The sequence below is a fragment of the Novosphingobium sp. genome (assembly GCF_036820275.1).
Classification (GTDB): domain Bacteria; phylum Pseudomonadota; class Alphaproteobacteria; order Sphingomonadales; family Sphingomonadaceae; genus Novosphingobium.
Genome location: NZ_DAISLT010000015.1, coordinates 40,959 through 57,172 on the forward strand (window position 1 = coordinate 40,959; position 16,214 = coordinate 57,172).

Below are 16,214 nucleotides of genomic sequence, written 5' to 3' on the forward strand. Positions count from 1 at the left end.
GGTCAGTCCTCGCTGCGGCGCAGGATATGCAGGCGGGCCTTGCCGACGTCGCGCGTCGCCTCGACCGTGAAGCCGCGAATGGAAACGGATTCCGTCTTGCCGGTTTCGAGGCAGAGCCAGGTCTGCTCGCCGATCCAGCCGAGCCGGTTGAGCTTGTCGATCGCGACGCTGCCAGCCCCGGTCTCGTAAGGCGGATCGAGCAGCACGAGGTCGAGCGTTTCCTTGGCGGCGCCCAGCGACATCACCGAGCTGGCCCGGACGTCGCTTTGCGCCTGCGCGCGCAAGTTGGCGATATTGCCGCGGATCGCACGGATCGCCGCCGGGTCCTGATCGACGAAGAGGCAGTGCGCGGCCCCGCGCGAGAGGGCTTCGAGGCCGAGGGCGCCCGATCCCGCGAAGAGATCGGCGACCTTCAGCCCCTCGAACGTGCCGAGGCGGCTGGCCAGCATCGAGAACAGCGTTTCGCGGGTGCGGTCCGAAGTCGGGCGCGTGGTGTCGCCCTCGGGCGCGGCCAGTTTGCGGCCGCGCCATTCCCCGGCGACGATCCGCAGCCCTGTTTTCACCGCGCCGCCTTTCATGCCCGCACTCTTCATGCTTTGCTGCCCGGAAGCGAGCGGCGGAAGTTTTCAAGGTCGCGCGGGGAAATCTCGATGGCCATGCCCTTGGGCAGGTCGAGCAGTTGGAACGGGCCGTAGGACGTCCGGATCAGGCGGCTGACCTGAAGGCCGAGATGCTCCAGCACGCGGCGCACTTCGCGGTTCTTGCCTTCGGTGAGGGTCATTTCGATCCACTGGTTGCGCCCGGTGCGGCGCTCCATGTTGGCGTCGATCTTGCCGTAGACGACGCCTTCGATCTCGATGCCCTCGATCAGGTCTTCGAGCTGCGCCTGCGAGATGTCGCCGAACGTACGCGCGCGGTAGGTGCGCGGCACGCCGGTGGCGGGCAGTTCCAGCTCGCGCTTGAACGCGCCGTCATTGGTCAGGAGCAGCAGTCCCTCGGTATTGAGGTCGAGGCGGCCGATCGGCATCACCCGGCCGCTGCCTTCGGGCAGGGCGTTGCGCAATGCCGTGTAGATCGTCGGGCGACCGGCGGGGTCTCGCTCGGCCGTGAGCAGGCCGGCGGGCTTGTGGAAGGCGAAGAGGCGGGTTTCTTCCGCGTCGCGCACCGGATTGCCGTCCACGGTGATGCCGCGCAGGCTGGTGAGCACGGTCGAGGGAGTCTCGATGACATCGTCGCCCAGCTTGACGCGGCCCTCGATGATCAGGCGCTCGACCTCGCGGCGGCTGGCGACACCGGCGCGCGCGAGCAGCTTGGCGATGCGTTCGCCTTCGCGCACGGGCATCCCGGGCGTCTTCGGCGTGGGTGCGGCGGCCTGCGGGGCCGCGCGGGGCGGCTTGCGGCGGGGGCGCTCGGCGTCCGAGTAACGGGTATCGGCGGAACGGGGGCCGCCGCGCGCGGCATAGGCGCCGCCGCGCGGGGTGAATTCGCCGGAGCGCGCACCGGGGCCGCGGCGCTGTGCGCCGTCCCGAGCAGGGCGTTCGCCGCGGGCAGGGCCTTCGTCACGGAACGGCCGTTCGCCGCGCACCGGGCGTTCGGTGCGGCCGGGTCGATCGTCCCGCGTGCGGCGATCATCGCGGACGGGGCGCTCGTTGCACCCGAAAATTTCACCGCGATCGCTGCGCCCGCCGCGTGCGGGGCGCTCGTCACGGCCGCTGCGCTCTCCGCGCACCGGGCGCTCGCCGCGTGCCGGACGATCGTCCCGAGTCGAGCGGGTATCGCGCGAAACACCGTCGCGAGGACCACGGCCACGTCCGCTGCTTTCCTCCCGGCGACCTTCCTCGCGCCCGGCTCCGTCGGCGCTGCGCCGACCTCCGGGGCCTGAGCTGGCGTTATATCGAGAGCCGGAGCCGGTGCGGTCGGGGCCACGGGAAGAGCCGCCATCGCGGTAGGAGCCGCCGCGCTTCGGGCCGCCGGACTTGAAAGGAGGTTTGGACATTCGCCCGCCCATACCTGTTGATCGCCGCTTCATCCAGCCTTCCCTTCGGGAAACCATGCGTTAGGGTCGCCGCCGGTTCGCTCACGAGGAGAAAACGGGATGTCTGAAGCCACTGCTGCCCCGAAACCCGGCTGGGGGGCGGTGATTCGCGCTTTGGGCAATCGCAAGACCGGCTTCATGGCCGTCTTCGGATTCGCGGCGGGTCTTCCCTATTCGCTGCTGCTCGGCACGCTTTATGCCTGGCTCTCCGACGCGCATGTCGATCTGGAGACGATGGGCGTGTTCTCGCTGATCGGGCTGGCCTATGCCTTCAAGTTCCTCTGGTCCCCCGCGCTCGACCGGATCGACCTGCCGGTGCTGCGCCGTCTCGGGCGGCGCAAGCAGTGGATCGTGACCGCGCAGGTCCTGCTCGGCATCATTCTCGTGACGCTGTCGCAGCTCGATCCGGTGGCGGCGCTGGGGCTGTTCTCGCTGCTTGCCGGGATCGGGGCGTTTGCCTCGGCCACGCAGGATATCGCCATCGACGCCTGGCGCGTCGATGTGGCGGACGAGATCGCGACGATCGACATGCTCTCCACCGTGTTCCAGATGGGCTACCGCATCGCCGCGCTGGTCGGCGGCGCGCTGGCGCTGATCCTGGCCGAGCGCATCGGCTGGACTTCGGTGTTCCTGGTCATGGGCCTGATTCTCGTGGTGGCGGGCGTGGTCTGCCTCTTCGCGCCCGATGCCGACGCCACCGCGCCCAGCGCCGAAGACCGCGACGAATTGCTCGAATTGCGCGAGGCAGGCCAGCTCAGCCCCCGGGTCCGCACCATCGCACTGGCTCTGGTCGGCCTGCTCTGGGGCTGGGCGCTGGTGACGGTCGGCGTGTTCATGGTCCGCTCGCTCGGCAGCGATCCCGGCGCGCGCCCGGATGCCGTGGACTTCGTGGCGAAGACCGGCCCGCTGATCGTCGTCGCCACGATCATCCTGCCTGCCGCGATCGCCGCCGTGCTTGTATGGCTCCAGCGCAGCGGTCGGCATCTCCTGCCCGAGGCCGTGCCGCATGAGGGCAGCGGCTCGCGCGCGGCGGACCATCTCTATCGCGCGTTGATCCTGCCGCTGACCGAGCTGGTCGGGCGCATGGGTTGGGGACTGGTGCTGGCACTGGCGCTGGTGCTGACCTACCGCCTCTGCGATTCGATCTGGGGAACCTTCGCCTATCCGTTCTATCTCGGCGAGTTGAAGTACACGAAGGACGAGGTGGCGATCGCCTCCAAGTTCTTCGGCGTCGGTGCGATCGTGCTGGGGTTGGCGCTGGGCGGCACCCTGCTGACGGTGGTGGGCCGCATGGCGACGCTGACGCTCGGCGCCGTGCTCGCCGCCGCGACGAACCTGCTCTACGCGGACCTTGCCCTCGGCGGCGCGCGCATGGCGGTGATTGCCGATGTTCTCGGCGTCAGCTGGCTGGTCGAACAACTCGGCGGCCAGCCGCGCCTCGGCACGCTGATGGTGACCATCGGCATGGAAAACCTGGCGACCGGCATAGCCGGGGCGGCCTATATCGCCTGGCTCTCTTCGATCGTCTCCAAGGGCTACAGCGCGGTGCAATATGCGCTGCTGTCGTCGCTGACCCTGCTGGTCGGCACGCTGGGGCGCGGCGCGCTGGGCCAGCTCATCCAGGAGCAGGGCTATTACCGGATGTTCGTGCTCGTCACCTGGATCGGCACGATCGCGATCGTCCTGTGCCTGCTCGAATGGTGGCGGGTGGCGCGCAAGAAGCCTGCGGCTTAATCCGGCACTTCGTCGTTGGCCTTGAGGACCACGCCCGCGAGATAGAGCGATCCGGCGATCAGCACCGGCAGGCCGTCGTCCGGCAGGTCGGCGAGTGCGTCCGCCACGCTGTCGGCGGCGCGGGCTGCGGGGCCGAAGCTGGCCGGGCCGTGGCAATCGTGGCCCGGCACCGGCACCGCACGGATGCTGGCGATGCTCTGCTCCAGCGGGGCGGTGAGGGCGCGGGGGTCCTTGTTCGCCAGCATGCCGATCACGAGGTGAAGGCGCTGTCCCGCGAAATGGCGAGCGATGGCGAGCCCGGCATCGGGATTGTGGCCGCCGTCGAGCCAGACCTCGCGGGCACCGGCATGGCCGGTGAGGGGGCCACCCGAAAGGTGCTGGAGGCGGGCAGGCCAATGCGCCGCGCGGAGGCCTTCCGCCAGCGCTTCGGGTGAGACTGTGACCTGGTCCTGATGTCGCAGGATGGCGACGGCCAGCGCGGCGTTCTCGGCCTGATGCGTGCCCGGCAGCGTGGGGAGCGGCAGGACGAGTTCGCCGTGGCGGTCCGAATATTCGATCACGTCGCTTAGCGCAGCGTCCCAGTCGCGCCCGCGCATGTGCAGGGCTGCACCGGCACCCAGCGCCGCGCGTTCGATCTCCAGCGTGGCGCTTTCCGGATAGGCCAGCGTCACGAGCGGCGCGGGGCCGCGCACGATCCCGGCCTTCTCGAAAGCGATACGGGCGAGCGGTTCTTCCGGGGCGCCGTCTTCGGGGCGCAGGAGGAACGCCTCATGGTCGATGCCGAGCGTGACGATGCCGCAGGCCGCCGGATGGTCGAGGACATTGGTGGCATCGAGGCGGCCGCCGAGGCCGACTTCGATCACGCAGGCATCGGCCGGTTCGCGCGCGAAGGCGAGGAAGATCGCCGCCGTCGTCACTTCGAAGAAGCTGGGGCCAAGGTCTTCGCCCGCGTCGAGCACTTCGCGCAGCAGGTCGGCCAGCATTTCGTCCGAGATCAGCTTGCCGCCAAGGCGAATGCGCTCGTTGTAGCGGACCAGATGCGGCTTGGTGGCGGAATGGACTTTCAGGCCCTGCGCTTCGAGCATGAAGCGCAGGTAAGTGCAGGTCGATCCCTTGCCGTTGGTCCCGGCGACATGGAAGGTCGGCGGCAGATGCCTGTGCGGATTGCCCAGCCGGCCAAGCAGCGCATGGATCGTCTCCAGTCCCAGACGACCCTGCGGGATCGAGAGCGCGGCGAGTCGGTCAAGCTGGGCCTGAACGCGCGGGTCTTCGGAAACGGCGAAGTCTTTCATGGCATCCGTCCGGAAAAAGAACATCGCGGCAAGCCTTGGCGGCTGCCGCGATGTTGGAATTGCTGCGTCGTCATGCTTTGCGCAATGACGAAATTTGAAGGATCAGCGCGCGGCGTGAACCGCTTCGGCCAGCGCGGAGGTCAGCGCGCGCAGATGGGCGGGCGCTTCGGTGCCGTGCTGCTTGACCAGATCGACCAGCGCCGAGCCGACGACCACGCCGTCCGCCACCTTGGCGATTGCACTCGCCTGCTCGGGCGTGCGCACGCCGAAGCCTACCGCGACGGGGATCGTGCTGGCGGCCTTGAGCTTCGCTACGGCATCCTCGATCGAACCTTGTGCTGCCTGCTGCATGCCAGTCACGCCTGCGACCGAGACGTAATAGAGGAAGCCGGAGGAGCCTTCGAGTACGGCCGGAAGGCGCGTGGCATCGGTGGTGGGCGTGGCGAGGCGGATCAGCGAAACGCTCTTGTCGCGCAGGGCAGGGCCGAGCTCGGCATCTTCCTCGGGCGGAATGTCGACGCAGATCACGCCGTCGACACCGGCCTTGGCGCATTCGTCCGCGAACCAGTCCGCGCCGCGCGCGATCATCGGGTTGGCGTAGCCCATCAGCACCAGCGGCACTTGCGGATGGCGGGCGCGGAACTCGCTGGCCATGCGGAAGATGTCGGCGGTCTTCGTGCCCGCGTCGAGGCTGCGGATGTTCGCTTCCTGGATCGCCGGGCCGTCGGCCATGGGATCAGTGAAGGGCATGCCGAGTTCGATCACGTCGGCGCCGCCTTCGACGAGCGCGTCGAGATTGGCGGCGGTGTCGCCGTCACCTCCGGTGATGAAGCAGACGAGTGCCGACCGGCTTTTTCCGTTAATTTCTTTGGCGAATGCGGTTTCGAAGCGGGTCATCGATTAAAGCTCCACGCCCAGTGCTTCGGCGACGGTGAAGATGTCCTTGTCGCCGCGGCCCGAGACGTTGACGACGAGCAGCTTGTCTTCGTCCATCTCCGCCGTCAGCTGCGGCAGCGCCGCCAGCGCGTGCGAGCTTTCCAGTGCGGGGATGATGCCTTCCAGTTCGCAGCAGAGCTGGAACGCTTCCAGAGCCTCGGTATCGGTGATCGGCACGTAGTTCACGCGGCCGCTCTCATGCAGCCACGAGTGCTCCGGCCCGAGGCCCGGATAGTCGAGACCGGCCGAGATCGAGTGGGCCTCGGTGATCTGGCCGTCCTCGTCCTGAAGCAGGTAGGTCTTGTTGCCGTGCAGGATGCCGGGCTTGCCGCCGGTAAGCGAGGCGGCGTGCTTGTCGGTGTCGATGCCGTGGCCCGCTGCCTCGATGCCCGTCATCTGGACTTCGGGATCGTCGAGGAAGGGGTGGAACAGACCGATCGCGTTCGATCCGCCGCCCACGGCCGCCACCAGCATGTCGGGCAGGCGGCCTTCCTTTTCCAGCATCTGCTCGCGGGTTTCCTTGCCGATGATCGACTGGAAATCGCGCACCAGCTCGGGATAGGGGTGCGGACCGGCAGCGGTGCCGATGATGTAGAAGGTGTCGTGGACGTTCGCGACCCAGTAGCGCAGCGCGTCGTTCATCGAGTCCTTGAGGGACTGCGAACCGCTTTCGCAGGAGATCACTTCCGCGCCCAGCAGCTTCATGCGGAACACGTTGGGCTTCTGGCGCTCGATATCCTTGGCGCCCATGAAGATCTTGCAGGGCAGGCCGAAGCGGGCGGCGACGGTCGCCGTGGCGACTCCGTGCTGGCCCGCGCCGGTCTCGGCGATGATCTTGGTCTTGCCCATGCGGATCGCGAGCAGGATCTGGCCGATGCAGTTGTTGATCTTGTGCGCGCCGGTGTGGTTCAGCTCTTCGCGCTTGAAATAGATCTTCGGGCCTTTTCCGGCCGGTGCCTTGGCGCGGAAATAGTCGGTCATGCGCGGGGCGAAGTAGAGCGGGCTCGGTCGGCCCACGAAGTCCTTCATCAGTGCGTCGAATTCCGCCCAGAACGCCGGGTCCTGCTGTGCCTTGCGGTATTCCTTCTCGAGATCGAGAATCAGCGGCATCAGCGTTTCGGCGACGTAGCGCCCGCCGAACTGGCCGAAGTGGCCGGTCTCGTCGGGGAGCGTGCGGAAACTGTTCACGGGCGTCGGTGCGGTCATGATCAGGCCGATTGGCAGAGCGGCGCGGGCAAGTCCAGCACGTAAGAAGCCTTGGGTTCGCCCTATCCCTTTTCAATTGCAAAGCTTGCAACAGGCGTAACTGCATTGGCAACATAGTGTCTGTAAGTGGCAGTTTCGTGACGATTTCCCGTAATTATAAAATTTTCGTTCATCTGGGAGAAAGGTTGGGGGGAGCAGCGGGGCGCTCCCGGTGAGGGCCGGGAACATACTGGAGTTTAAGAATATGCGTATTGCACTCGTTTCGCTCGCCGCGGTTGCTGCCGTGGCCGCCGCCACCCCCGCTCTTGCCAACGAAGCGCGCGTCGAAGCCCGCACCGGCATCATCTGGGACGGCAGCAACAGCGAAGCAGTCGGCGGCGTTGCAGTCGGTTACGACTACGACCTGGGCGAAAAGTTCTTCGTGGGCGTTGAAGGTTCGGCGGACAAGATCCTCGCCGACAACTATCGCGTTTCGTGGGGCGTCGGCGGCCGCGCCGGCTTCAAGGTCACCCCGACCACCAAGCTTTATGCCAACTCGACCTGGCAGTCGAAGTTCAGCAAGTTCGGCAACAGCGCCGTTGCTGTCGGCGGCGGCGTCGAGCAGGCCCTGAACGACCGCTTCTACGGCAAGGTCGAGTACAAGCACCTGCTGATCGGCGACCACACCACCGACGCAGACGTCGGCCTGGTTGGCGTTGGCGTGAAGTTCTGATCGAATTCCGGCCCGACGCAGCTACCGAGTTCGTCGGGCCGGAGTCCGAATAGGGAATCCGCTCTGCAAGGAGCGTAAGCCAGGGAAGGGCGGTCTATGAGGGGCCGCCCTTTCTTGTTGTTTAAGAGCCCCTCAGAAGTCCGAGGCGCTGCGCACGGCGCGCGCGAAGGCTTCGATACGGTTCAAATCTTTGATACCCGGTGCGCTTTCGACGCCCGATGAGGTGTCCACCAGCGGTGTGCCGGTGAGCCGGACGGCCTCCGCGACGTTCTCCGGGGTCAGCCCTCCGGCCAGTCCCCAGGCGACAGGACCTTTCCAGTTCGCCACCAGCTTCCAATCGAAGCTGAGACCCATGCCGCCCGGCAGGGTTCCCTTGGGCGTCTTGGCATCGAACAGCACGAGATCGACCGCGCCCGCATAAGCGCTCGCTCTGGCGGCATCTTCCGCGGTCGCGACCGAGAGCGCCTTCCACACGGGAATGCCGAAGCGTGCGCGAAGCTCGGCTGCGCGTTCCGGTGTTTCACTGCCATGAAGCTGGAGGGTGTCGAGCCGGGCGCTGGCGACGGCCTCGGCGATCACCGCGTCCTCGGCATCAACGAAGAGGCCGACCCGCCCGATCCGGCCTTGCGCGCGCTGCGAAAGCGCGGCGGCTTCGGCCGGGGTGACGTTGCGGGGGCTCTTGGGGAAGAACACGAATCCGGCATGGGCAGCGCGCGCGCGAATCGCGGCTTCGAGGGATTCGGGGGTGCTTATCCCGCAGATCTTGATCGCCGCAGTTGGCATGTCGTGTTTCCGGCCTAGATTGCGGTCCCGATGCAAGGGGACCGACGATGAACAGACTGGGCCGCTATCTAATGCCATTTGCCGCCGCCGCAATGCTGGCGGGCTGCGGGGTGAAGGAGTCGTTCAAGGACGCCGAGGTCGAAGTCGGCAAGTTCCACCAGGCGCTGGACGCCGGTGACTTGCGCACGATCTGGCAGCAGGCCGATCCGGAATTACGACAGGGCGCACAGCGGGCGTCGCTCGAGAAGGTGCTGGACGCGGTGCAGCGCAAGCTCGGAAAGGTGAAGGAAGCCAAGCAGGTGGGCTGGAACGCCAATGCCACCACCGGCGGAACCTTCGTCACCCTGACCTACCAGACGACGTTCGAGCACGGCTCCGGTGTCGAACAGTTCGTCTATCGCAAGGGTGACGAAGGCAAAGTTACGCTGACCGGCTACGATATCCAGTCACAGGACATGATGCTCAACTAGGACGGGTCGCCATTCAGCCCATGCGGGCCTGCGAACCGCGATTTTCTGTGCTCCGGTGCTCACGGACATAATGTCCGCTGCGCTCCGGTGCTCGAAAATCACGTTTCTCGGCTCCACCTGGCCTAAATGGCGACCCGTCCTTGGAGTCCGACAATCAAGGAGCCAGTTCGAACTGGACCGTGACGTTGACGTTCGTTTCCAGCTCTCCGGCCGCCACCGGCGGGGCGGAAGCGAGCGAAACCATGTCCGCCTTGGCGCGGTACATGACCGGTGCAGGCGCGTAGCCGCCACTCTCGCTGATCGAGACGATGCGGGTAACATGCATGCCGGCGGCGCCGGCATAAAGGTCGGCGCGGGCGCGGGCGTCCTTGATGGCGGCCACGCGCGCTTCGTTCTGGGCGGCGTCGGGCTGGGACAGCGAGAAATTGGGTCCGTTGACCTGATTCGCACCCGCCTTCACGAGGGCGTCGATCACCTTGCCCATGTCGTCCAGCTTGCGCTGGCGCACGCCGACGGTGTTGCTGGCTTCGTAACCGACGATCTCGCGCGGGCCGTCGACGTAGCTGCCGTCGGGCTGGCGCTTGGGCTGGGCGTAGACCGGGTTCAGGCTGAGGTTGCTGGTCTGGATGTCCTTGTCGGCCACGCCTGCGCGCTTCAGCGAGGCGATGACCTGGTTCATCCGCGTGGAATTGGCATTGAGCGCCTCGCTGGCCGTAGTGCCTTGGGTCGTGACGCCCGCCGAGAAGTTCGCCATGTCGGGCGTACGCGTGGACGAGCCCTGGGCATTGACGGTCAGCAGGGTGTGCCCGGCGGCGATGGCGGGAACCAGGCCGGAGTCCTGGGCCATGGCCGGTACGGCCGCTGCCGAGACGATCGCGGCCGTGGTAACGGCAAGCAGGTTCAGGGAATTCATGAGGTCGCACTCTCCATTCGGCCATCCATTGGCCGGATCAACGATCTGGAGGGCGGGAGGTTGCCCGGCGCTGAACCGTGCATTTTGCGCTGTGAAAGGTTTGGGTGAATCGGGCGCCGATCCAGCTCGTCGACGCCCGGGCATTTCCGGTTAAAGCGTGGCTTCGATCGCGCGCGCGGCTGCCAGCGGGTCTTCCGCGCGGCTGATCGGACGGCCGATGACGAGCACGCTGGCACCGGCATCGCGTGCGGCGCGCGGGGTCATGATGCGCTTCTGGTCGCCATTGCCATCGGTGTCGGGGCGCAGGCCGGGAACCACGAAGAAACCGTCCTTCCACTGCCGGTGCACCGCGCCGACTTCATGGCCGGAGCAGACGATGCCGTCGAGACCGGCGGATTGGGCCAGTTCGGCAAGGCGCAGGGCCTGCTCGTGCGGCTCTGCAGCGACGCCGATGGCGTTGAGATCGCCGCCGTCGAGGCTGGTGAGCACGGTGACCGCCACGACCTTGGTGTTCTCGCCCGCCGCAGCCTTGGCGTCTTCCATCATCGCGCGGCCGCCCGCGGCGTGGATGGTGACGATCGAGGGTTCGAGGACGTGGATCGCCTGCATCGCACCCGCCACGGTGTTGGGAATGTCGTGGAGCTTCAGGTCGAGGAAGATCGGCAGGCCGAGCTTGTGCAGCTCATGGACGCCGTGGTGGCCGTGGGCGCAGAAGAATTCGAGACCGAGCTTGATCCCGCCGATATGCCCGGAAACCTTGCGGGCCAGCGCCTCGGCGGCATCGAGGCGGGGAAGGTCGAGGGCGAGATAGACGGGATTGCTGTTCATGGTCTCAGGATTCCGGGGAAGGTTCGGGAGTGGAAAGGTGCGTTACAGGCGATGCTTCGGGAACCGTTGCCGGAACGCTCGAAGGTACGCTGTTGGCGCGCAGTGAATTTTCGAGGCTGGCGATGCGGCGCTGGAGGCGCCAGCGCATCGCGCGCAAATAGAGCCAGACCGGCGCCATGCCGAGCACGAAGAAGACCAGCGCGACGAAGCCCACCGGCCACTGGAAGTGCATGTAGTTGGCACCGTCGAGGGGCCAGAAGTTCACGTCGACCCAGGTCCAGTTCATGACGATGAATGCGACCAGGATCGCGGTGATTGCGACCCACAGCACCGTGCGGACTATATGCATGTTCCCTCCGGCAATTTGTGTACCAAGACATTCGCAATCGCGCCTGATGCTAGGCGCGATTGCGAGGCATGGGAAGTGTCGGCGGGGGGCTTAGTTCCCGAAAACGCGAGCGAAGATCGTGTCGACCTGCTTGAAGTGGTAATCGAGGTTGAACTTCTCCTCGATCACCTCGACCGGCAGCGCGGCGGTGACTTCCTCGTCGGCCTTGAGCAGTTCGAGCAGCGAGAGCTGGCCGTCCGATTCCCAGACCTTCATGGCATTGCGCTGCACCAGGCGGTAGGACTGGTCGCGCGTCAGGCCGGCCTGGGTCAGCGCCAGCAGCACGCGCTGCGAGTGGACGAGGCCGCCCATGCGGTCGAGGTTCTTCTGCATGCGCTCGGGATAGACGAGCAGCTTGTCGACCACGCCGGTGAGGCGGGCGAGCGCGAAGTCGAGGGTGATCGTCGCGTCGGGGCCGATGAAGCGCTCGACCGAGGAGTGCGAGATGTCGCGCTCGTGCCAGAGTGCGACGTTCTCCATCGCCGGGTTCACCGACGAGCGGACGACGCGGGCAAGGCCGGTGAGGTTTTCGGTCAGCACCGGGTTGCGCTTGTGCGGCATTGCCGACGAGCCCTTCTGGCCGGGGGCGAAGTATTCTTCCGCTTCCAGCACTTCGGTGCGCTGCAGGTGGCGCACTTCGATGGCGAGGCGTTCGATCGAGCTGGCGATCACGCCCAGCACCGCGAAGAACATCGCGTGGCGGTCGCGCGGGATGACCTGGGTCGAGACCGGCTCGATTTCGAGGCCCATCTTGTCGGCGACATACTGTTCCACCGCCGGATCGACGTTGGCGAACGTGCCCACGGCGCCCGAGATCGCGCAGGTGGCGACTTCTTCACGCGCGGCGATCAGGCGCTTCTTGCAGCGCGCGAATTCGGCATAGGCTTCGGCCATCTTCAGGCCGAAGGTCACCGGCTCGGCGTGGATGCCGTGGCTGCGGCCGATGGTCGGGGTGTACTTGTGCTCTTCGGCGCGGCGCTTGATCGCGGCGAGCAGGGCATCGAGGTCTTCCAGCAGGATGTCGGCGGCCTTCACCAGCTGCACGTTCAGCGTGGTGTCCAGCACGTCGGAGCTGGTCATGCCCTGGTGCATGAAGCGCGCCTCGGGGCCGACCTGCTGGGCGACCCAGTCGAGGAAGGCGATGACGTCGTGCTTGGTCACGGCTTCGATGGCGTCGATCGCGGCGACGTCGATCTTCGGGTTGGTGCCCCACCAGTCCCACAGAGCCTGTCCGGCGCTGGCGGGCACGGTGCCCATCTCGCTCATCTTCACGGCGGCGTGGGCCTCGATCTCGAACCAGATGCGGTAGCGGGCTTCGGGCTCCCAGATCGCGGTCATTGCGGGGCGGGCGTAACGGGGGACCATGTTCGACTCCTAGTGTGACCTAGCGGGATGTGACCTTGCGGGCGGGGACCGGCTACTGCCTGGGCCTCTTGCCCGGAGCCGCTAGGGCGGGCTTGCGATAAAGGCAAGGGCGGGCAGGCCCGGCCTTGCCCGAATCATCGCGCCGCAAAGTGCCGGTTCCCGCGCAAGTTGACACGGTTTACACAGTCAGGAGAGCAAAAAGTCCGCCCCTTTCGTGTCCTTCGGCGCTTGCGAAAACCGGCAGGGAACGGCGATAGGATCTGCGCATGTGTAGCAGGATGTCAGGGCTAGCTGTTGTAGGAAAACGATTTTCCGTTTCTAAGGAGCCATTCGAAGCCTCACGCGCTTATCCGTGCACGGCTGAAGGGATGCCGCACCGGCTCCCTTCGCAACAGAAAGGACCGCGATGCGACGCGCGCTTCTGACAATTCTCGCCATGACTTTCTCGCTTGGCAGCGCCCCGTTTCAGGCCGACGCGCAGGACATCAAGCTGGAGGAATTCGGCACCGACCTCGAACGCTTTCCCTATCCCTGGACCGTCGAGCGGATGGATATCAAGGTCGGGGCCGAGCAGGCCTCGATGGCGTATATGGACGTCAAGCCGGAGCAGCCGAACGGCCATGCGGTGGTCCTGCTGCACGGCAAGAACTTCTGCGGCGCTACCTGGGAGGATACCGCCAGGACCCTGCTGGGTGCGGGCTACCGCGTGCTGATCCCGGACCAGCTCGGCTTCTGCAAGTCCTCGAAGCCCGCCTCGGCGCAATACAGCTTCGCGATGATGGCGGATGCCACGCATCGGCTGATGGAGAAGGTGGAGCTGGAGAAGGCGGTGGTGCTCGGCCATTCGACCGGGGGCATGCTGGCCTTGCGTTTCGCGCTGATGTATCCGCAGGCGGTCGAGCGGCTGGTGCTGGTCAATCCGCTGGGGCTGGTCGATTCGATGGCGGAGGGGGTGCCCTATGTTCCCGTCGAAAAGCTGCTCGCGGCCGAACGCGCCAAGGGCTACGCGGAAATGCGGCAGTACCAGCTCGACACCTATTATCATGGCGACTGGAACCCGCGCTACGACCGCTGGGTGAAGATGCTGGCGGGGCAATATGCGACCCCCGATCAGGACGCGGCCGAACTGGCGCAGGCGAAGACCTCGGAAATGATCCTGACCCAGCCGGTCAGCCATGAGTTCGGCAGACTCGCGGTGCCGGTCACCCTGATGATCGGCATGAAGGACACCACGGTCTTCGGCAAAGGCCAGGCACCGGCGGAAATTCGGGGCAAGCTGACATCGGTTCCGCAAGCGGCGCCGCGGGCGGCAGCGGCCATGCCCTCGGCGCGGATCGTCGAATTTCCCGATTACGGCCATTCCCCGCAAGTGGAGGCACCGGAAGTCTTCGGCGCGAAGCTGCTGGAAATCTTGTCCTCGCCCGCGCCTTAAGGCCGATACCGACCCGTCAGCTTTGATCTGCCCCCGTAGTCCAACCTTCGTCATTGCGAGCGGCGAAGCCGCGCGGCAATCCAGAGTCGCGCGGAACCGCCCTGGATTGCTTCGCTACGCTCGCAATGACGCGGGTCGCGGGGAGGCCGTCAGACGAAGCTCACCGGCCGGCAGTCAGTGCTCCCGGTATCGGGCTGCACCCGGGGCGGCGCGTTTCGGAAGCGTTCCAGCGCAGTTCGTAGGTGACGAGAAAACCGTCATGGTCGGAAAGCCGCGGGCTGCCCGGCCTGCCGTCGAACAGGGCCTCGACGCGGATCGGGCGGATCTGCACGCGGTCTCCGCTCCACAGGAACTGGAGGTCCTGCGTGTCCATCCAGGGCTCGTCGCCGTCCCACGACATGCGGACCTCGCAGCCCGAGGCGGGGTCGTGGCAGATGCGGTGGACCAGTTCGAGCGACTGGTAGCGCGAGAAATTCTCCCAGCGTTCTTCGGAGTGGCGCATGTTGAAATCGCCGCCGAAGATCACCGGCGTCGCATCGTCGTGGGTGCGGTCGATGAATTCGGAAGCCTCCAGCGCCTGTCGGTCGTGGGCGGCGAGGTTGCGGGGGGCAGGGGCCTTGGAGGCGCCGCGCGAATTCATGTGGGTGTCGTAGACGTCGATCAGCGTCGGCACGCCGGGAATGTCGATGCGGGCTAGTGCAATACCCTTGTTGGCGAGGCAGTCGAACCCGGCGCAGGACTTGCGTCCGTAGGCGCGCCGGTCGGTGTCGACGATGGCATAGCGCGAGGCGATGGCGAGACCGCTGCCGTAGACGTGAATGCCGAGTTCACCGCGCTTCCACCGGGATACGCCGGGCAGTTTCTCCCTGGTCGAGCCGCGCGCGCGGGTGGTGCGGCGCGGGCCGGATTCGATGGCGGGATAGTCGGAGGAACGGACCGCGCGCTTGGCCGGGTCTCCGAACATTTCCTGGAACAGCACAATGTCGGGCGCGGTACCGGCCGCGCGCATCTCCGCGAGGTGGCGGCCGATGTCCGTCAAGGAAGGCTTGCGACCGCTGCGCGCGGGCCAGCCGAGCCCCTCGATATTGTAGGTCAGTACCGAGAGCGTGGTCGTGGCGCTCTGGCCGTCGGCGGAGAGTGTGACCTGCGGGGGCAGCGCGGCGTCGCAGGCGAGCTGCCGGGTGGGCGGGGAAAGCGTGCTGCATCCGGCCGTCAGCAGCAGGAGGCAGCCGCTCAGCAGACGGGATGAGGAAAGGATGGGGAGCCGCTTCCGATCGGCCGGTCGTTGTCGCATAAGCCCCCTGTCGCACCGAACCGCTACGCGGTCTACCTATACAGGGGGCCACTTATACAGGTGTTTGTGCCTGAAAGGACGGCGAATTGGGCCAGGCGAAATCGATGCGGACTTCGCCCGTCACGGTTCCGTCCGGGGCGAAGCTGCGTTCGGCGATCAGGCCGCTGCCGCTGTGGTGGACGGCGATCACCGTGCTGCACCGCGTGCCGTAGTTCGGATCGCGGATGAAGACCGGGGCGAATCGCGGTTCCGGACCGTCCTCGGCGCGGGCGAGGTCAGCGGCGGGCGTTTCGGCAACCAGGCTGTCCAATAGCGGAGCCGGATCACCGGATCCTGCCGCGAGCCACTGCGTCACGGCCTGCTCTACTTGCACGGTCTTGGGCCATGGCAGGTCGAAGCCGCCGTTGGAGAGGCCGTGGATGCCGGGCGTGAGGGGACGCGATTCGATTCGCGGATAATTGGTCAGGAACCGCGCCTCGCCGGATGCCACTTCGACGAGATTGAACGGGTTCATCGCTGCAAGCGAATCGGGGAGCGATCCGGAGGTGCGGCCTTGCAGCAGGTCGGTGACAAGCTTGCCGCGCGAGGGTCTGCCGGGAACCGAGCCTTCGGGCACGCGGTAATTGGTGACGAGCACCATGCGGCCTTGCGTCGAGACACCCAGCCACGTCCCGCCGCCGAGGAGGTCGCGCCCGGCGATGATCGCGCTGCCGTCCTGCCATTCCGCAAGCGGTGCGGAAGGGCGCGCGTGGAACTCGTCGCGATTGCCTGCGACGACGAGCGGCCAGTCCGGATGGGCCTGCCAGGCCAGGGCCGCGACGCACAT

General features: G+C 66.5%; 16 protein-coding genes. 4 read left to right on the forward strand and 12 right to left on the reverse strand.

What is annotated here, in order from left to right; genetic code table 11:
• Window positions 1-2 precede the first annotated feature (2 nt).
• Window positions 3-578: a 16S rRNA (guanine(966)-N(2))-methyltransferase RsmD gene (gene rsmD / locus V7066_RS13495; RefSeq protein ID WP_442947330.1), complete on the reverse strand. Its 576-nt coding sequence runs from the start codon at window positions 576-578 to the stop codon at window positions 3-5.
• 11 nt (window positions 579-589) lie between these two features.
• Entirely contained in the window at window positions 590-1,996 is a 1,407-nt protein-coding gene (locus tag V7066_RS13500) for a pseudouridine synthase (protein ID WP_334183561.1), read from the reverse strand.
• Window positions 1,997-2,095: 99 nt separating this feature from the next.
• Between V7066_RS13500 and V7066_RS13505 the strand changes: the two genes are divergently transcribed.
• Window positions 2,096-3,769: an AmpG family muropeptide MFS transporter gene (locus V7066_RS13505; RefSeq protein ID WP_334183562.1), complete on the forward strand. Its 1,674-nt coding sequence runs from the start codon at window positions 2,096-2,098 to the stop codon at window positions 3,767-3,769.
• Here V7066_RS13505 and V7066_RS13510 read toward each other — a convergent pair.
• The 3 genes from V7066_RS13510 to trpB all read right to left on the reverse strand — a co-directional run bounded on the left by V7066_RS13510 (window position 3,766) and on the right by trpB (window position 7,203).
• Window positions 3,766-5,061, reverse strand: coding sequence for a bifunctional folylpolyglutamate synthase/dihydrofolate synthase (locus V7066_RS13510; RefSeq protein ID WP_334183563.1), 1,296 nt, complete (start codon window positions 5,059-5,061; stop codon window positions 3,766-3,768). The genes V7066_RS13505 and V7066_RS13510 overlap by 4 nt on opposite strands.
• Before the next feature lie 102 nt (window positions 5,062-5,163).
• The gene (gene trpA, locus V7066_RS13515; RefSeq protein WP_334183564.1) at window positions 5,164-5,958 is read right to left on the reverse strand and encodes a tryptophan synthase subunit alpha; all 795 of its coding nucleotides are present in this window, start codon (window positions 5,956-5,958) and stop codon (window positions 5,164-5,166) included.
• 3 nt (window positions 5,959-5,961) lie between these two features.
• Window positions 5,962-7,203: a tryptophan synthase subunit beta gene (gene trpB / locus V7066_RS13520; protein ID WP_334183565.1), complete on the reverse strand. Its 1,242-nt coding sequence runs from the start codon at window positions 7,201-7,203 to the stop codon at window positions 5,962-5,964.
• Between the two features lie 244 nt (window positions 7,204-7,447).
• Between trpB and V7066_RS13525 the strand changes: the two genes are divergently transcribed.
• Window positions 7,448-7,915 (forward strand): outer membrane protein, encoded by a 468-nt coding sequence (locus tag V7066_RS13525; protein ID WP_334183566.1) that lies wholly within the window; start codon window positions 7,448-7,450, stop codon window positions 7,913-7,915.
• A 132-nt stretch (window positions 7,916-8,047) separates the two neighbouring features.
• On the opposite strand, the gene V7066_RS13530 is transcribed toward V7066_RS13525, so the two are convergent.
• Window positions 8,048-8,698, reverse strand: coding sequence for a phosphoribosylanthranilate isomerase (locus V7066_RS13530; protein ID WP_334183567.1), 651 nt, complete (start codon window positions 8,696-8,698; stop codon window positions 8,048-8,050).
• A 47-nt stretch (window positions 8,699-8,745) separates the two neighbouring features.
• Here V7066_RS13530 and V7066_RS13535 point away from each other — a divergent pair, with 47 nt between their 5' ends.
• Entirely contained in the window at window positions 8,746-9,168 is a 423-nt protein-coding gene (locus tag V7066_RS13535) for a DUF4019 domain-containing protein (RefSeq protein ID WP_334183568.1), read from the forward strand.
• A gap of 154 nt (window positions 9,169-9,322) precedes the next feature.
• On the opposite strand, the gene V7066_RS13540 is transcribed toward V7066_RS13535, so the two are convergent.
• From V7066_RS13540 to purB, 4 genes are all read right to left on the reverse strand, one after another.
• Window positions 9,323-10,081 (reverse strand): SIMPL domain-containing protein, encoded by a 759-nt coding sequence (locus tag V7066_RS13540; RefSeq protein WP_334183569.1) that lies wholly within the window; start codon window positions 10,079-10,081, stop codon window positions 9,323-9,325.
• A 150-nt stretch (window positions 10,082-10,231) separates the two neighbouring features.
• Window positions 10,232-10,909 (reverse strand): orotidine-5'-phosphate decarboxylase, encoded by a 678-nt coding sequence (pyrF, locus tag V7066_RS13545; RefSeq protein ID WP_334183570.1) that lies wholly within the window; start codon window positions 10,907-10,909, stop codon window positions 10,232-10,234.
• Window positions 10,910-10,913: 4 nt separating this feature from the next.
• Window positions 10,914-11,258 (reverse strand): LapA family protein, encoded by a 345-nt coding sequence (locus V7066_RS13550; protein ID WP_334183571.1) that lies wholly within the window; start codon window positions 11,256-11,258, stop codon window positions 10,914-10,916.
• Window positions 11,259-11,348: 90 nt separating this feature from the next.
• Window positions 11,349-12,662, reverse strand: coding sequence for an adenylosuccinate lyase (gene purB / locus V7066_RS13555; protein WP_334183572.1), 1,314 nt, complete (start codon window positions 12,660-12,662; stop codon window positions 11,349-11,351).
• Between the two features lie 406 nt (window positions 12,663-13,068).
• On the opposite strand from purB, the gene V7066_RS13560 reads away from it, so the two are divergent.
• Complete coding sequence (locus V7066_RS13560; protein ID WP_334183573.1) at window positions 13,069-14,094, forward strand: alpha/beta fold hydrolase; 1,026 nt, start codon at window positions 13,069-13,071, stop codon at window positions 14,092-14,094.
• A gap of 160 nt (window positions 14,095-14,254) precedes the next feature.
• Here the strand turns inward: V7066_RS13560 and V7066_RS13565 are convergent, their stop codons facing one another.
• Window positions 14,255-15,388, reverse strand: a complete 1,134-nt coding sequence (locus V7066_RS13565; RefSeq protein ID WP_334183574.1) for an endonuclease/exonuclease/phosphatase family protein — start codon at window positions 15,386-15,388, stop codon at window positions 14,255-14,257.
• A gap of 52 nt (window positions 15,389-15,440) precedes the next feature.
• Entirely contained in the window at window positions 15,441-16,214 is a 774-nt protein-coding gene (locus tag V7066_RS13570) for an NRDE family protein (RefSeq protein ID WP_334183575.1), read from the reverse strand.

What these genes read in the sequence shown, in the direction of transcription:
- rsmD (WP_442947330.1), bottom strand. Translation starts at nt 578, where the DNA reads ATGAAAGGCGGCGCGGTGAAAACAGGGCTGCGGATCGTCGCCGGGGAA.
- V7066_RS13500 (WP_334183561.1), bottom strand. Translation starts at nt 1,996, where the DNA reads ATGTCCAAACCTCCTTTCAAGTCCGGCGGCCCGAAGCGCGGCGGCTCC.
- V7066_RS13505 (WP_334183562.1), top strand. Translation starts at nt 2,096, where the DNA reads ATGTCTGAAGCCACTGCTGCCCCGAAACCCGGCTGGGGGGCGGTGATT.
- V7066_RS13510 (WP_334183563.1), bottom strand. Translation starts at nt 5,061, where the DNA reads ATGAAAGACTTCGCCGTTTCCGAAGACCCGCGCGTTCAGGCCCAGCTT.
- trpA (WP_334183564.1), bottom strand. Translation starts at nt 5,958, where the DNA reads ATGACCCGCTTCGAAACCGCATTCGCCAAAGAAATTAACGGAAAAAGC.
- trpB (WP_334183565.1), bottom strand. Translation starts at nt 7,203, where the DNA reads ATGACCGCACCGACGCCCGTGAACAGTTTCCGCACGCTCCCCGACGAG.
- V7066_RS13525 (WP_334183566.1), top strand. Translation starts at nt 7,448, where the DNA reads ATGCGTATTGCACTCGTTTCGCTCGCCGCGGTTGCTGCCGTGGCCGCC.
- V7066_RS13530 (WP_334183567.1), bottom strand. Translation starts at nt 8,698, where the DNA reads ATGCCAACTGCGGCGATCAAGATCTGCGGGATAAGCACCCCCGAATCC.
- V7066_RS13535 (WP_334183568.1), top strand. Translation starts at nt 8,746, where the DNA reads ATGAACAGACTGGGCCGCTATCTAATGCCATTTGCCGCCGCCGCAATG.
- V7066_RS13540 (WP_334183569.1), bottom strand. Translation starts at nt 10,081, where the DNA reads ATGAATTCCCTGAACCTGCTTGCCGTTACCACGGCCGCGATCGTCTCG.
- pyrF (WP_334183570.1), bottom strand. Translation starts at nt 10,909, where the DNA reads ATGAACAGCAATCCCGTCTATCTCGCCCTCGACCTTCCCCGCCTCGAT.
- V7066_RS13550 (WP_334183571.1), bottom strand. Translation starts at nt 11,258, where the DNA reads ATGCATATAGTCCGCACGGTGCTGTGGGTCGCAATCACCGCGATCCTG.
- purB (WP_334183572.1), bottom strand. Translation starts at nt 12,662, where the DNA reads ATGGTCCCCCGTTACGCCCGCCCCGCAATGACCGCGATCTGGGAGCCC.
- V7066_RS13560 (WP_334183573.1), top strand. Translation starts at nt 13,069, where the DNA reads ATGCGACGCGCGCTTCTGACAATTCTCGCCATGACTTTCTCGCTTGGC.
- V7066_RS13565 (WP_334183574.1), bottom strand. Translation starts at nt 15,388, where the DNA reads ATGCGACAACGACCGGCCGATCGGAAGCGGCTCCCCATCCTTTCCTCA.
- V7066_RS13570 (WP_334183575.1), bottom strand. Translation starts at nt 16,214, where the DNA reads ATGTGCGTCGCGGCCCTGGCCTGGCAGGCCCATCCGGACTGGCCGCTC.